A 17060-nucleotide genomic window follows, 5' to 3' on the forward strand; every position below is an offset into this window, starting at 1 on the left:
ATCACCCCCCAATTTTCCCCTAAATTATCACCATATCCGCCGGAGTAATCATCGACGCCTCGACATTATTCAAACTCACCAGAAGTTCACTCCCTACCGTAATATGAGTTACCCCGGTTCCTTGAGTAATACTCAATTGCTCAAAAGTTAATCCCTCTGCTAATCCAATCCGGTCAATTCCTACTTCAAAATCCACCACTAAATTCACCCCATCCCCTTCTCGGAAGACAAAGATATCCGCTCCTCCCCCACCAATTAAAGTATCATTCCCTAAATCTCCCCAGAGGACATCATTGCCATTTCCTCCGTTGAGAATATCGTTTTCTTTCCCTCCATGCAAAGTCTCATTACCCTCCCCACCAAATAGGGTATCATCTCCGATATTTCCATTCAGGAAATCATTGCCATTGCCTCCACAGAGAACATCATTATCATTATCTCCAAATAAGAAATCATCCCCTTCCTGTCCATAGAGGAAATCATTTTCTTTTCCCCCATGCAGGGTATCATTACCATCCCACCCAAACAGACTATCCTCCCCGCGATTACCATTTAAGAAATCTTCTTCATTACCACCCCATAACCAATCATTGTCATTATCTCCAAATAGCGTATCATTCCCATCAAATCCAAGTAAGGTATCATTTTCCTTACCGCCATACACTAAATCATTACCAAAACTGGCATCGATATAATCATTGCCAGTATTGCCGTGGAGAGTATCATTTCCAGTCCCACTTATCAGATTATCATTCCCGCCAAATCCTAGAAGAAAATCATCGCTTCCTGTCCCATAAAGAACTTCTCCAGTATCCGTCCCAAAAAAGGGATTCACACCACCAGAATAGAGCGTATCGGCAACCAAATTGGGTCCAGGAAAGACCATAAATCCCTGACAAGCACCGAATTCAGGAAGACTAAAATCTCGGTTAGAAGAATCAACGGGAGGAGAATCAACGGGAGGAGAATCAACCGGCTGAGGGTCACTCGAAGGAAGAGATTCCGGTAAAATTGGACCAATAGGTATTGGCAATTGACCCGGGGTTCCATCAGTGGGTTCTGCCGGTGGCGGTGGGGAAGTGATTGTGGCAGTAATGGGAAAGTTAAAGGGATTTTGAGTGTTGTTATTGGCGATAAATTGCAACTCTCCCAAGGGAGTTCCGGCATCACTGGCATTGAGTTGGACTTGAAAGGTTGCTTCTCCATTAGCGGCAATTGTGCCAGGAAAAGGACCGACTAAACTAAAGGCAGTGGGGAGTTGTAAATCTGATAAAGTAACTTCGCTACTGTTGGGATTTCTGAGGGTAAAGGTAGTGGTAAGTGCGTCTCCCACTTCTGTTGTTCCGAGGTTAACTGCGGTGGTTGTATCATCCGCGATCGCCGTCGTTCCTAGTAATACTTCAATCGGCAAGTTTGATACAATGGGAACGGTAAATTCATAAGCCCCAATATCGGCGATCGCCGTCCCATTCCCATCTCCATCAAAGGGCCGAATTTGTCCCCGGGTATCCGTGGCGGGTGCGATCGCATTATTGCCCGCATCAAGGGCCGGACTTCCGGGAAGTAACGGATGGATTAGGAATCCATCAATTTCTTGTAACGGTCCCAATAGGGGGTCGGCGATCAGAACATCGGCGGTAATATTAACATCTTGAGGGTCGTTCAGATTTTTGCTGGGAAATTGAATATTATTCCCCCCATCAACTAGCTCTTTTCTCGTTTGCTGAAAACGACTTAGTTCATTTCCGGCTGTATTATTACTAACAATTGTATTTGATAGTGTAATTGGAGGGGAAATAAGACTGGTAAAAATTGCTCCTGCTACATCACTTGCATGATTCTTGACAAGAGTTGTGTTGACAATGCTGGTTGGAGAAAAAGTTGTGATCCCACCACCTACACCCCCAGTTCCATCAGCAGTTTCTGCTTTGTTTCCCGAAAAGGTACTATTAATGATAGTAGTGGGGGAGTTATTGTCAATCCATAAACCACCTCCTTGACCCTGAGATACATTATTAGCAAAAGTAGTATTGCGAACTGTGAAATCTCCATTGCCTAACCGCAAACCTCCCCCCAGTGCTTGATTTAGATAATTAGAACTGATGATATTATTGAGGAAAATACTATCTTCAACAATACCTTTATCTCCATTTTCCCCATAAATAAAGAAAAAAACTGCGCCTCCTTTTCCGACCCCTGTATTTCCTTCAAACCGACTACTACGAATTACGCTCGTTCCTGAAGTTCCGCCAGAACTTGCAGAAACTCCATCAGTAAAAATGGCTCCCCCAAAACCTCTAAGGTCTTGATTTAGTAATGCTCCTGCTGTTGTGTCGTTATTAATAAATGTAGAATTTTCTACAGTTAAAAGAGTAGAAGGGGTATTGATTGCTCCTCCATTAATTCCTTTGTTATTCCTAAATTGACTATCCCTAACCGTAAGAATGCTATTTCCAAAGGTAGAAATAGCCCCGCCACCCCGTTCACTTTGACCTATAGTTGCATCATTTCCATCAAAAATACTGGCAATTACAGTTATATTACTGCTATTACCTGTCGCAATTGCTCCTCCTCCATCTCCAGCAGTTATATTGTTTATAAAATTAACATTTTCAATGGTCAAATTAACCATTGACCGAGTATGAATTGCTCCCCCGGAACCAGTTATTCCAGTTTCAAATGTTTGTCCATTAATCAAGGTTAAATTAGCCAGTTTAACTGTTTGAGAATTGCTAACGAAGAAAACTCGACTAGCATTATTGCCACTAATTGTAATCCCCGGAGCATTTGCACCATCAATGGTCAGGTTTTTATTGAGTTCTAACTGTCCGCTAGTTAGGGTAATAGTTTGATTAGCTAGGGTTGGATCAAATAGGATGGTATCTCCCGCTTGGGCGGAGGCGATTACATTTCTTAAAGACCCCGCCCCACTATCATTGGCATTGGTCACGGTGAGAATTGCCAAGACTCCCGAATATGCCATCATCGCCTCGGGTTTCAATGCCAAGGGTGCCGTTATTTCTCCGGTTCTAAAGGCTAAATCCCAGTTGCCTCCCCGTTTAGAATTGCCGGTAATCTCCACCGATGCAGCAATCTTAATTCCGGTTAATTCACTCAAATTCCTGACAAATTCTGCCCCGATTCCGGCGGCAACTTGACATCCATAGAGGAACAGATTACCTTGGGGAATCACGGCCCTACGCCAAGACTGCAAACTCCCTTGATATTTCCCTAAATTATCAGGAGATAACCTCACCGTCCCTAGGCGCAAACAACCGGGACTACCGTGGGAAATAATATGCAGAGATTCTACAGATTGACCCTGCCTCATCAGGCTTTCTAACACCTCAGTAATCTGCTGGATGCCATCGGCAAACTCATCTAACAGAATCGCCTGGAAGTTCTCCCAAACTCCGGGGATTAAACTCTGATAGTTTTCTACCTGAGAATCAATAAAAACTAAGGATTTTGGCCCAGAAAATCCGCCCTTGTCTTGAGTTTTAATGAAATCAATATTACTGGTCATCTGGACTACTCCAAAATATATTTTTTTGAGTAGATACCAGCCCTGATTGACAAAAGAGGTGTCCGGGATGCAAGGGGCCGGATTCAACCTAATTTTAGCAGTCTATCGGTTGAGGTGAGCAGCCGGGGTATTGCTGTCTAGTAGGAGAAATATCAGACTGCTTAACGCGGAAAAATTACCCCAAATTTCCCCTAAATTATCACCATATCCGCCGGAGTAATTATTGACGATTCGACATTATTTAAACTCACCAGAAGTTCACTCCCTACCCTAATATGAGTTACCCCGGTTCCCTGAGTAATACTTAATTGCTCAAAAGTTAATCCCTCTGCTAATCCAATCCGGTCAATTCCTACTTCAAAATCCACCACTAAATTCACCCCATCCCCTTCTCGGAAGACAAAGATATCCGCTCCTCCCCCACCAATTAAAGTATCATTCCCTAAATCTCCCCAGAGGACATCATTGCCATTTCCTCCGTTGAGAATATCGTTTTCTTTCCCTCCATGCAAAGTCTCATTACCCTCCCCACCAAATAGGGTATCATCTCCGATATTTCCATTTAGGAAATCATTGCCATTGCCTCCACAGAGAACATCATTATCATTATCTCCAAATAAGAAATCATCCCCTTCCTGTCCATAGAGGAAATCATTTTCTTTTCCCCCATGCAGGGTATCATTACCATCCCACCCAAACAGACTATCCTCCCCGCGATTACCATTTAAGAAATCTTCTTCATTACCACCCCATAACCAATCATTGTCATTATCTCCAAATAGCGTATCATTCCCATCAAATCCAAGTAAGGTATCATTTTCCTTACCGCCATACACTAAATCATTACCAAAACTGGCATCGATATAATCATTGCCAGTATTGCCGTGGAGAGTATCATTTCCAGTCCCACTTATCAGATTATCATTCCCGCCAAATCCTAGAAAAAAATCATCACTTGCTGTCCCATAAAGAACTTCTCCAGTATCCGTTCCAAAAAAGGGATTCACACCACCAGAATAGAGCGTATCGGCAACCAAATTGGGTCCAGGAAAGACCATAAATCCCTGACAAGCACCGGATTCAGGAAGACTAAAATCTCGGTTAGAAGAATCAACGGGAGGAGAATCAACGGGAGGAGAATCAACCGTCTGAGGGTCACTCGAAGGAAGAGATTCCGGTAAAATTGGTCCTATAGGTATTGGCAGTTGACCCGGGGTTCCATCAATGGGTTCTGCCGGTGGGGAAGTGATTGTGGCAGTAATGGGAAAGTTAAAGGGATTTTGAGTGTTGTTATTGGCGATAAATTGCAACTCTCCCAAGGGAGTTCCGGCATCACTGGCATCGAGTTGGACTTGAAAGGTTGCTTCTCCATTAGCGGCAATTGTGCCAGGAAAAGGACCGACTAAACTAAAGGCAGTGGGGAGTTGTAAATCTGATAAAGTAACTTCGCTACTGTTGGGATTTCTGAGGGTAAAGGTAGTGGTAAGTGCGTCTCCCACTTCTGTTGTTCCGAGGTTAACTGCGGTGGTTGTATCATCCGCGATCGCCGTCGTTCCTAGTAATACTTCAATCGGCAAGTTTGATACAATCGGAACGGTAAATTCATAAGCCCCAATATCGGCGATCGCCGTCCCATTCCCATCTCCATCAAAGGGGCGAATTTGTCCCCGGGTATCCGTGGCGGGTGCGATCGCATTATTGCCCGCATCAAGGGCCGGACTTCCGGGAAGTAACGGATGGATTAGGAATCCATCAATTTCTTGTAACGGTCCCAATAGGGGATCAGCGATCAGAACATCGGCGGTAATATTAACATCTTGAGAGGCGTTTAAGTTTTTGTTAGGGAATTGAATGTTATTCCCTCCATCGTTAAATTGAACTCCCGTTTGTTGTTTAACATTAAACCCATTTATCCCTACATTATTCGCAACAATCGTATTAGTTAAGGTTGTATTGGTTCCACCTCCCCAAAAACCCCCTCCTTGGAATCCAGCAACGTTATTAGCGATGGTGGAATTTAAAACATTGACCGTATATCCATCGCGAATATTAATAGCAATGCCACCTCCTAACCCCTGAGTCGTATTTGCTAATTCGGCGCGGTTTTCAGAAAAGGTGGTATTCGCCAGGTCAAGATTAGTGCGTTCTCCAACCCATAAACCCCCTCCTTGACTTTCTGCTAAGTTCCTAGCAAAGGTAGTATTACTAATTCTTACCTCCCCATTTCCCAGCCGTAAACCACCCCCTAAAGCATCTCCCTGGGAACTGGTAATCACCTGATTGTTAAGGATTTGACTGTCTTCAATGACCACGTGATCGCCATCATAAACATAGAGAAAGAGTCCTCCCCCTTGTCCCGCCCCTCGATTCCCTTCAAATCGACTACTGCGGATAATAACCTCTCCAGATGTATCAGCATTAGTTGTTTCTGAAGCGCCATCGGTATAAATTGCCCCCCCATATCCCATCGTATTTTGATTTAAAATACCCCCGGGAGTTGAATCATTATTGATAAAGACAGAATCTTCTACCGTTAAGCCACTTAATAAGCTATTAATCGCCCCGCCGTTAATCCCTTTATTGTTGGTGAAGGTACTGCCAATGACTGATGTATTGCTCACGCTTTTGATGGCAATTGCACCTCCCCCTCGTTCAGCGTTGGTTTGGGTAGCATCATTACCCTCAAAAGTAGAATTTAGAATAGTATTATTGCTTCTAAAACCGGCAAAAAGTGCCCCGCCTCCTTCTCCCGTAGCTACGTTATTTCTAAAGGTACTATTTTCAACGGTTAGAGTGGTGCGACTGGCGGTATGAATGCCTCCACCTGCACCTAATTCTCCAATCCCTGTAGCTTTTCCATCAGCGATGACCAGATTTTTCAGGTTAACGGTACTTGGGACAAAATTAGTATTTTCTTTAACGAATAAAACGCGACTGGCATTATTGCCACTAATCGTAATTCCAGGGGCATTTGCACCATCAAGGGTTAGATTTTTGTTCAGTTCTAATTGACCGCTAGTTAGGGTAATGGTTTGATTGGCAAGACTAGAGTCAAACTGAATGGTATCTCCCGCTTGGGCGGAGGCGATCGCATTTCTTAACGACCCTGTACCACTATCATTAGTATTCGTTACGGTTAGAATCGCTAAGACTCCCTTATAGTCCATCATTGCCTCGGCTTTGAATGCCAAGGGGGCGGTTATTTCTCCGGTTCTAAAGGTTAAATCCCAGTTGCCTCCACGTTTTGAATTGCCGGTAATATCAACCGATGCAGCAATATTAACCCCCAGCAGGTGACTCAGGGTTTTTACAAATTCTGTACCGATTCCGGCTGCTACTTGGCATCCATAGAGGAACAGATTTCCTTGAGGAATCAATGCTTGGGACCAGGATGGAAAAACCGAGTGATACTGGGCTAAATTATCCCCGGATAAGATGACATTACCCAGTTGTAAAGAACCGGGACTGCCGTGGGAAATAATATGGATCGAGTCTACGGTTTCTCCCTGAACCGTGAGGTTTTGTAAAACCTTTGTAATCTGCTGGACTCCATCGGCTAATTCATTTAATACGATCGCCTGGAAGTTATCCCAAACTCCCAGGAGTAAACTGGGATAATTTTCTACCTGAGAATCAATGAAAACTAGAGTTTTTGACAAAGCCATTCCGCCCTTGTCTTGGATTTGAATGGAATCAAAGTTAATCGTCATCTGGACTACTCCCAACCTTACTTTTTTGAGTAGATACCAGCCCTGATTGAAAAAAGCGATCGCCCTAAAAAATAACCGTCTGATTTTCTGAACGCTTTTTCTTTAATATTTCTTCACGACTCTTAAGATAAAACCGGATTCTCTACGGAAAGCTTAAGAAATAACACCGTTTTTTTGAACCTTGTCAAATTGAGATGGCTCTTTATACTGGGTTTTAAGTTTTTTAACAAACAGCAGCAGAATATCAGCCCTATCAAAATTTTGATGAGCGGCTGCAAAAATGAGTTAAAATACATTAAAAACGGCAAATTATTTTTCTCTATTGTCCGTTAAAACTGAACTGTAAAAAATAAAATATTTAAATTTATAAAAAATTCCCTTAGATTGCGATAACCCTGAGTAACCTTAAACCTTGAGAGTTTCCAACGGGTCATTTTCCTTCCGTTAAAAAATAACCCTGAATAGAACAAAGGAGGAGTTGGACTCCTCCTTCAACCCGAGCAAGGTTGAGGAACCCAACCCGACTTCTAGCAAAATTTAGGGATGCTTCTCTTCCGCTAAACGGAAGTGCGATCGCCCGAAAGGAAACGCTGCCGTAATCACTCCAATCTGCTTGACTTCCAGCCTAAATTAAAAGTTCCCCTTCAGGGGGTTGGAGGGCTTCAAAAAACACAGAAAAACCCCACCTAAATTCCCTCTTGCTCTCCCCTATTCCCCTCTCCCTGTCGCCAGATTGTCCCAATCGGCCCTCCCTATTAAATGGGCTGGAAAAACTGGACCCCAAATTAGTAGAGGGGCCTTTCTCCTCGGGCGCAGTAGCGCCCACCCTTAACCCCAGTCTCAACCATCACCCCTCATGCCTCACCCTGCTTGTACGGTTTATACGAATTAGCACTCTGCACCATAGAGTGCTAAATTTTCTATTTGGAGCAGATTGAGAAACCGACACTATGGCAAAAATTATTTCCTTTAACGAAGAATCCCGTCGGGCGCTAGAACGTGGGGTCAACGCCCTCGCCGATGCAGTCCGAATCACGATGGGGCCGAAAGGACGCAACGTGGTGCTAGAAAAGAAATATGGCGCACCAGATATCGTAAATGATGGGATCACCATTGCTAAAGAAATCGAATTAGAAGACCCCCTGGAAAACACTGGGGCCAAACTCGTGCGGGAAGTCGCTGCCAAAACCAAAGATATTGCCGGTGATGGCACCACCACCGCCACTGTCCTAGCCCAGGCGATGATTCGCGAAGGCTTAAAAGTCGTGACTGCCGGTGCAAACCCGGTTTCAGTCCGACGCGGGATTGAAAAAACCGTTGCTTTTTTGCTAGACGAAATTCAAGCGTTGGCTAAACCCGTGGAAGGGGACGCGATCGCCCAAGTCGCCACGGTATCCGCTGGCAACGACGAAGAAATCGGTCAGATGATCGCATTGGCGATGGATAAAGTCACCAAAGATGGCGTGATCACCGTCGAAGAATCCAAATCCCTCACCACGGAACTGGATGTCGTCGAAGGGATGCAGCTCGATCGCGGCTATATCTCCCCCTACTTTGTCACGGACAACGAACGCATGATCGTCGAGTTTGAAAACCCGGCAATCCTGATTACCGACAAAAAAATCAGTTCCATTCAGGATCTCGTCCCCGTCCTGGAAAAAGTGGCCCGTGCCAGCAAACCTCTTTTAATCATCGCTGAAGATGTCGATGGCGAAGCCTTGGCAACTCTGGTGGTGAATAAAGCGCGGGGTGTCTTAAATGTAGCCGCTATCAAATCCCCCGGATTTGGTGAACGCCGTAAAGCGATGCTGCAAGATATCGCTGTCCTCACCAATGGTCAGATGATTTCCGAGGAAATCGGTCTGAGTCTGGATACCGCCACCCTGGATATGTTGGGAACCGCCCGCAAGGTGACTATCACCAAGGAAAGCACCACCATTGTGGCTGAAGCGGATGACAAAAACAAAGCAGCGATTCAAACCCGCATTGGTCAAATTCGCAAAGAATTAGACAGAACCGATTCCGACTACGACAAAGAAAAACTCCAAGAACGGATCGCCAAACTCGCCGGGGGTGTCGCCGTAATTAAAGTGGGCGCTCCGACGGAAACGGAACTCAAAGAACGCAAACTGCGGATTGAAGACTCTCTGAATGCGACCAAAGCAGCCGTGGATGAAGGCATTGTCCCCGGTGGTGGGACTACCCTGATTCATCTGGTGAGCAAAATTGAGTCCCTCAAAGCCAGTCTCAATGAAGAAGAAATCCTTGGGGCTGATATTGTTGCCAAAGCTTTAGAAGCACCTGTGCGTCAAATTGCTGATAACGCCGGTGTTGAAGGCAGCGTTGTTGTGGAAAAAGTGCGGGAAAGTGGCTTTAATGTGGGCTACAACGCGCTAACGGGTGAGTATGTGGATATGATTGCCGCAGGGATTATCGACCCGGCTAAAGTGGTGCGATCGGCCTTGCAGAATGCAGCTTCGATCGCCAGCATGGTCCTGACTACTGAAGCCCTCGTCGTTGAGAAACCTGAACCCGCTGGTGCCATGCCTGACATGGGCGGCATGGGCGGCATGGGTGGCATGGGCGGCATGGGCGGCATGGGTGGCATGGGCGGCATGGGGATGATGTAATCCCTCGGTTGCTGAGGCTGTCATCACGGGGTAGGGGAGGCGTTGCTGACTCTACTCCGGTCTGAGAACTTAACGATAGATTTCACAGAGTTCCACAAAAAGAAGGAAGAGTTAGAGGGGTGTTTCACTCGTTTAACTCTTTTTTTTATCGTAAGATGGGGCTGCCGTGATGGTGGATCAGATACCATTTTCCCCCCATGTTTTCAAAAAGATTAGTGGCGTTGGAGAGGGATTGGTTTTTTCGTCCGCTGCTGGTTTGGGTAACTTTTTCGATGAGGACGATGTAGGCGAAGTTTCCCTGGGAATCGCTGGCGGTAATTTGGAGTTCGATTTCTAGGGTGGTGGTGACTTTAAAGATTTGTTGCCAGGAGGGGCGGATTTCTTCCCATCCTTTGAGGAGTTTGCGTCCGGGATGGATACAGAGGGTGTTGATGCCTTTGGACCAGATTTCGCTCATGGCTTCCATGTCTTTAGTCTGAAAGGCGCGATAAAAGGCGAGGTTGGCTTCGAGGACGGCAGGTTCGGCAGACATGGTTTGGCGAAGGAAGGTTGATTTTGATTTATTGTAGGGGAAGCAATGCTGTGATGAGTTGAGTTTAATGCCGCTACCTGAATCAAGCCGACTGCAATTGACTGAGGATTTGAATATTTGCCGCGTTTTAAATGGGATGTGGCAGGTGTCCGGTGCTCATGGACCGATTCATCCTCAACGGGCGATCGCCGCGATGTTTGACTATGTGAATGCGGGATTCACGACTTGGGACCTGGCGGATCATTATGGTCCAGCGGAGGATTTTATCGGGGAATTTCGCCGCCAGTTGGCTGAAAAACGCGGGGAAGCGGCCCTGGCAACTGTTCAAGCCTTTACCAAGTGGGTGCCCAGACCGGGTAAAATGACTCGGCAACTGGTGGAAAAGAATATCGATATTTCCCGCCAGCGCATGGGGGTGGATGCGTTAGATTTAATGCAGTTCCACTGGTGGGATTATCAAGATAAAAATTATCTGGATGCCTTGAAGTATATGGCGGAACTTCAGGCGGAGGGGAAAATTAAGCATTTAGCCTTGACGAATTTTGATACGGAACATCTGGCGATTATTGTCGAGAATGGGATTAAAATTGTCTCAAATCAGGTGCAATTTTCGATTTTAGACCGCCGTCCGGAACAGAAAATGGTGCCGTTTTGTTTAGAGCATGATATTAAATTATTTGCCTATGGAAGTTTAGGAGGGGGATTGCTGTCTGAACGGTATTTAGGACAGCCGGAACCGAATTCGGGTGGTTTAGAGACTGTTTCCTTAAAAAAGTATAAAAATATGCAGTCGGGTTGGGGAAATTGGAGTTTATTTCAGGAGTTGTTACAAACTCTTGAGAAAATTGCGAGTCAATATCAAGTGACGATCGCCAATGTTGCGGTGCGATATGTGCTGGAAAATCCAGCGGTTGCCGGTGCAATTGTGGGAACAAGATTAGGCTTGGCTGAACATATTCAAGCTAATTCTAAAGTGTTTGAGTTTACCTTGACTCCGGAGGATGTTCAAAAAATTGATGCGGTTTGCGATCGCGCCCGGAATTTGTTGGCATTAATCGGCGACTGTGGAGATGAATATCGCCGCCGTTAACCCCGGGGGCAAATTTTAGGGGGACACAGAAAGCGATTCCCTGGAAAATGGGCGATCGCACTCCTGATTCAGAAATCCTCAACCCCTAAACTATAGCCTCTTCCAGGGTCTTGTCCCCCTCTAAAATGGCGGATTACCCTCCCCACCCCGGGTTAAAAATCCTCAGTCTCGGTCCGCGCAAATAGGTTAGAATACAAAAACGAATCTGATAATTTCTCTTAAACATGACAGGAACTAAGGTAACGTTTGCCAAAAATAAGGGGTTCTGGAAAGAACTCAACCGCCGCGTTGAAGCCTATTTTCAGGCGGAAAACATCCCCAAACGCGATTGTCCACAAATGTATCTAAAAACCCTAACTCTCGTTTTGTGGATGGTTGGGGCTTACAGTTTTACGCTGTTTGGTCCGGCTGGAATTGGCTTTAAAATTCTGGGCTGTATGGTTTTAGCCGCAGGAGTGGCGGGTTTTGCGTTTTGTGTGGGTCATGATGCTAATCACGGCGGTTATTCTAATCATAAATGGTTGAATAAAAGTCTGGGATTAACCTACGATGCGATCGGCTTATCGAGTTATTTATGGAGGTTCCGCCACAACTATCTCCATCATACCTATACCAATATTCTGAACCACGATGTGGAAATTCATGGGGATGGATTAGTCAGAATGTCCCCAGATATGCCTCACAAATGGTATCATAAATTCCAACATTTGTTTATTTGGTTTATTTATCCCCTCATTCCGGTCTATTGGTCGTTTTGCGATGTTCAAATTATTTTGTTCAAGCGCAAATATCATGACCATGTGGTTCCGACCCCTTCCCCGATGACTCTGGCAACCTTGTTAGGGGGTAAGTTGGTTTGGTTGGGTCTTTTTATCGGTATTCCCCTGGCAGTTGGATATAGTCCCTTAACGGTCATCCTGGGGTTTCTTCTGACTTATTTTACCTACGGAGCGATAATCTGTGAGGTATTTATGATGGCTCATGTTATGGATACGGCTGAATTTATTACGCCGGATCCAGAACAAAATCATGTGGATGATGAATGGGCAATTTGTCAGGTTCGCACAACGGTTGATTTTGCACCGAATAATCCTTTTTGCACTTGGTATATGGGAGGATTAAATTTTCAAGTGGTTCATCATTTATATCCCCATATTTGTCACATTCATTATCCTGAAATTTCCAAGATTTTGATGGGAGTTTGTGAAGAATTTGGCGTGCACTATCAAATTCATGAAACTTTAACTGGGGCAATGATTGCTAATTACAATTGGCTCAAAGAAATGAGCGTTCCGTCACAACCCCTGGCAACTCCTGCCCGTGAATTAGCCAGTAATTTGGCAAAATAAATTCAGCTTTTCTCACTCAACCCGACTCTCGCCTGATTTTGATGAGATAAAGGGAGAAAATCAAAGAGGTGGGCATTGCCCACCTGACTATTTCTCTCTCCTGAATTAGGAAAAATTTATCAATTGCCCCGACTCCGAATCGGGCGAGGGAATTCAGAAACGGATTTAACCCAAAACTAAGAGGAAAACCCAAGATGAAACAGCGACTAATCACGGGGATGATTCTGTTAATCATGATAACAATTAGCCTCATGGGAATACAACCCGCGATCGCAGGCAATTCGGGGGATGGGGCACAACTGTTTACGGTTCATTGTGCCGGGTGTCATGCCAATGGCGGTAATATTATTCGCCGAGGAAAAACGCTGCAACTGAAAGCGTTAGCTAAAAATCATCGGGATACCCAAGAGGCGATCGCCCAGTTGATTACCCAGGGGAAAAACCCGATGCCTGCCTACAATGATCGCTTGACTGTTCCAGAAATTGAAGCGGTTGCCGCTTACGTTTTGGAACAGGCAGAACTCGGCTGGAAATAACGAGTCTTACTCGGGGATTGTTTCGGTTGTTTGATTGAGATTCATCGGCAACCACAAGGTAAAAGTAGACCCTTTTTCTGCCTCACTTTCTACCTTAATTTCACCCCCCATCATCTTGCAGAAGCGTTGGGAAATTGCCAGTCCTAACCCCGTTCCCCCATACTTACGAGTGGTGGAGGCATCCGCTTGACTAAAGGCTTCAAAAATGTTTTCCAGTTGTTCGGGGGAAATGCCGATGCCGGTATCGGTGACGCGAAACTCAATTCCCGGAGTCTGTTCCCCCAAAGTGTCTGGGGTTACAGGGTCGCGAACCCATTCCCTAGCTTCACGGGGAGTAACGGTTAAGGCGATCGTCCCGTTTTCGGTAAATTTCGCCGCATTACTCAGCAGATTGAATAAAATCTGTCGCACTTTGGTTAAGTCTCCCGTCATCATTCCCACCGCTGGATCACAGTTGAGTTCTAAGTGATTGCCATTTTTTATAATTAAAGGTTCAACGGTACTGATCACCTCAGAAATCAGAAGGGTGACGTCAAAAGGTTCGAGATACAGGGTCATCCGTCCCGCTTCAATTTTAGAGATATCTAAGATATCGTTAATTAACGATAACAGGTGTTTTCCAGCGGTTCTAATTTTAGTCAAGTCGGCGATCGCCTGTTGTTCTCCAGCATCTTCCATTTCTTCTGCTAAGATTTCGCTATAGCCGATAATGGCGTTGAGGGGAGTGCGAAGTTCATGACTCATATTCGCCAAAAAGGTACTTTTAGAACGACTCGCCGCCTCTGCGGCATGGAGTGCCTTTTTCAAGTCTTGTTCGGCGCGAACTCGCTGGGAAATATCTGTACTAATCGAGATCAGTCCGACAATCGTCCCGCTGGGGTCCTTGATGGCATCTGCACTCAACAGGACTGGAATAGTGCGATCGCTGGAGGTGCGATGGATGACTTCCCCACTCCAGGAGTTGCCCTGCATAATGGTTTCAAACACCTGGGTTCCGAGGATTGGGTCCGCAAAGACTGCTAAAGGTCCTCCGGCGGCATTTAATTGTTCCGGTGTTTCATATTCATACAGGTGAGAAAAGGCGGAGTTGTGATAGATATGACAGCCAAACCGATTGCTGATGGCGATCGCATCCCCAGAACTTTCTACCGCCTTGCGTGTGAGAATTAATTCGGATTCCGCTTCTTTGCGGGCGGTGATATCTTCCACCATTGCGATCGCAAATTGTGGGGTTTCTCCTTTTCCAGAAACCAGAGAAACACTCAACCGACCCCAAATTCGACTGCCATTTTTACAGCGATATCTTTTTTCGATTTGATACCCCTTGCGCTGTCCCGTCACCATCTCAATCGCTAGTAACCGTTCTATCTTTTGGTCTAACGGATCGCTGAGTTCTAGGCAAATTTTTCCCTGTAATTCCTCAGCGGAATACCCTAACATGGACTGAAATGCGGGATTACTATCTAAAATTTCCCAATCTAACGTCCGCACAAGAATTCCAATGGCTGCTCCTTCAAAAATTGCCCGAAACCGTTGCTCACTCTCGCGTAAAGCGGCTTCAACATTGGCTTTTTCGATAATTTCTATCCGCAACTGTTCCAAACTGGTATTCAGTTCAGACGTGCGCTGTTTAACTCGCCTTTCCAGTTGAGTATTGGCATTATTCAGCGCCTCTTCGGCTATTTTATGGTTGGTAATGTCCCGTGAGTTAATCACCAAGCCGTTCACTGCTGGTTCTGCCAGCAAATTGCGCCCGATGGATTCAAAATGTAAAATCTCTCCCGTCGCTCGCTGCACCCGATACTGAATAGTCATAATTAAGTCAGGATGGTTAGCGAGCATCTGATAGGTCTCTCTCACTTTTGTCCCATCATCGGGGTGAACAAAAACGGTGGCATTATGACCAATCAGTTCTTCAGGATAGTAACCCAGGATGCGCTCAACCGAGGGACTGTGATAGCGGATTGTGCCATCGGGTTCGAGGATAGTAATCATATCCGAGCTATTTTGAATCAGCGATCGCCATTTTGCTTCGCTTTGAGTGACTGCTTCTTCGGCTAACTTGCGATCGGTAATATCAATCATGACCCCTTCCCAGAGAATATCTCCATTCTCCTGTTGTTCGGGTCGGGCCACACATTGTAACCATTTGAGCGTACCCGACTGCATGATAAACCGGCCTTCCCATCGCCAGGGTTCCATTGGTTGGGTCTTCGCAGCCAGGGAGCGATCGTAACTCGATCGGTCCTCGGGATGAATCATCTCTCCCAAAATATAGGGATGCTGCTTCATATAGTCCGGTTCTACCTCCAGGACATCCAGACAACCAGAGGATAAAAAAGGAAAAGAAACCGATCCATCTTGATGGATTACAGACTGATAAATTAATCCGGGAATATTATCGGCTAACTTTTGAAACCGTGCTTCACTCTGTTCTAAAGCACGGATAGCTACAAATTTTTCCGTTACATCCTGGACGAGAGAGGCGACGCCTATCATTTGACCTTCGGAGTCTACTAACGGGGTATTGTGCCACTCACAAATAATCACCCGACCCTCTTTAGTTTGATTCTCGTTCGTGCTATAAATCCCGCCTTCTTGATGTAATAGCGCTTGTAAAACTTCTTCGTTGACTTCCCATTGAGCTTTCTCAGGAATCAACTCTAAAGCATGATGCCCCAGGATTTCTTCCCGGGTATAACCAAAGAGTCGTTCCGCTGCGGGGTTCCAGTTGCTGACTTCAAATTTTAAGTTCCATTCGATCGCCGCCAGGGGAGTTTGCTGGAGGTGGATTGCCAATTTTTGTTGGGATTCTTGCAGGGCCGATTCCGCCTGCCTGCGATGGGTAATATCGGTGGCAGTCCCCGTCGTGCCACAGATATTGCCCGACTCATCCCGGATGAGGACCGCATTGAAGCTCAAAAATACTGGCGTTCCATCTTGGCGGCGATGTTGAGTTTCGTAGGGAAACACTGACTCCCCCGCTTGCAGGCGATCGAACATCTGCCGATCTTTGACCCCTTGTTCCGGGTCCATAAACTCAAAAAAGAATCGCCCCAGCATCTCCTGGGGTGCATATCCGTAAATTTCTTGGGCCGCCCGGTTGACAAAAGTCCAGCGGCCCTCCTGGTCTAGGGACCAAATTAAATCCCGAGAGGTTTCGACTAAATTCCGGTAATGCCGCTCACTTTGATGCAGGGCCGCTTCTAACTCCTGCTGTTCCGTGATATCTCGTCCTACCGCATAGCTGATGCTGTCTGGGTAGTGACACGCTTTCCAGGCAAACCAACGATAGGTACCGTTTTTGTGGCGATAGCGATTTTTAAGGGAGACATCGGATTGGTGAACGGGATTGGGGAGGGTGATGCTGAGGTGTTGATCTTCCGGGTGGAGAAACTCGCTCCAAGGTCGCCCCAGCAATTCTTCCTGGGTCCATCCTAAAAGATGAGTCCATGCTGGGTTAACCCGCTTGAAATAGCCATCGGTTCCGATAATGCAAAAGAGATCAGCAGAGAGTTTAAAGAAAATTGTCGAGATGAGGTGAATCGCCTCAGTCTCGTTTTTCGCCGTGTTGAGTGCCTCATAAAAGCGATGGGAGTCCCCGGGTGCATTCATAATATGTTGTCAATCCTGTTATTAGATCTGAAGAGTCTGTGAACCCCCATTTAAGCGATCGCCTCCCCTGAC

8 protein-coding genes are annotated in these 17060 nt (G+C 45.9%); 4 read left to right on the top strand and 4 right to left on the bottom strand.

The annotated features are described in order from the left end of the window. Window positions 1-19 precede the first annotated feature (19 nt). Window positions 20-3526 carry a DUF4347 domain-containing protein gene (locus tag NG796_RS04065; protein ID WP_261204634.1) on the bottom strand — a complete coding sequence of 1169 codons (3507 nt, stop codon included), beginning with the start codon at window positions 3524-3526 and terminating at the stop codon, window positions 20-22. Window positions 3527-3717: 191 nt separating this feature from the next. Beyond that, window positions 3718-7236 carry a DUF4347 domain-containing protein gene (locus tag NG796_RS04070; RefSeq protein WP_261204635.1) on the bottom strand — a complete coding sequence of 1173 codons (3519 nt, stop codon included), beginning with the start codon at window positions 7234-7236 and terminating at the stop codon, window positions 3718-3720. A gap of 950 nt (window positions 7237-8186) precedes the next feature. Here NG796_RS04070 and groL point away from each other — a divergent pair. Next, window positions 8187-9866, top strand: coding sequence for a chaperonin GroEL (gene groL / locus NG796_RS04075; protein WP_261204636.1), 1680 nt, complete (start codon window positions 8187-8189; stop codon window positions 9864-9866). Window positions 9867-10011: 145 nt separating this feature from the next. Here groL and NG796_RS04080 read toward each other — a convergent pair whose 3' ends face one another. Beyond that, window positions 10012-10398: a nuclear transport factor 2 family protein gene (locus tag NG796_RS04080; protein ID WP_261204637.1), complete on the bottom strand. Its 387-nt coding sequence runs from the start codon at window positions 10396-10398 to the stop codon at window positions 10012-10014. Window positions 10399-10465: 67 nt separating this feature from the next. On the opposite strand from NG796_RS04080, the gene NG796_RS04085 reads away from it, so the two are divergent. The 3 genes from NG796_RS04085 (at window position 10466) to NG796_RS04095 (ending at window position 13373) form a co-directional block, all read left to right on the top strand. Further along, on the top strand, window positions 10466-11488 hold the full coding sequence (locus NG796_RS04085) for an aldo/keto reductase (protein WP_261204638.1): 1023 nt from the start codon (window positions 10466-10468) through the stop codon (window positions 11486-11488). 224 nt (window positions 11489-11712) lie between these two features. Beyond that, complete coding sequence (locus NG796_RS04090; RefSeq protein WP_261204639.1) at window positions 11713-12837, top strand: fatty acid desaturase family protein; 1125 nt, start codon at window positions 11713-11715, stop codon at window positions 12835-12837. Window positions 12838-13031: 194 nt separating this feature from the next. After that, window positions 13032-13373: a c-type cytochrome gene (locus NG796_RS04095; protein ID WP_261204640.1), complete on the top strand. Its 342-nt coding sequence runs from the start codon at window positions 13032-13034 to the stop codon at window positions 13371-13373. A 6-nt stretch (window positions 13374-13379) separates the two neighbouring features. Here the strand turns inward: NG796_RS04095 and NG796_RS04100 are convergent, their stop codons facing one another. Next, window positions 13380-16988, bottom strand: a complete 3609-nt coding sequence (locus NG796_RS04100; protein WP_261204641.1) for a PAS domain S-box protein — start codon at window positions 16986-16988, stop codon at window positions 13380-13382. Window positions 16989-17060 lie beyond the last annotated feature (72 nt).

This window comes from Laspinema sp. D2d (genome assembly GCF_025370755.1).
Lineage (GTDB): Bacteria > Cyanobacteriota > Cyanobacteriia > Cyanobacteriales > Laspinemataceae > Laspinema.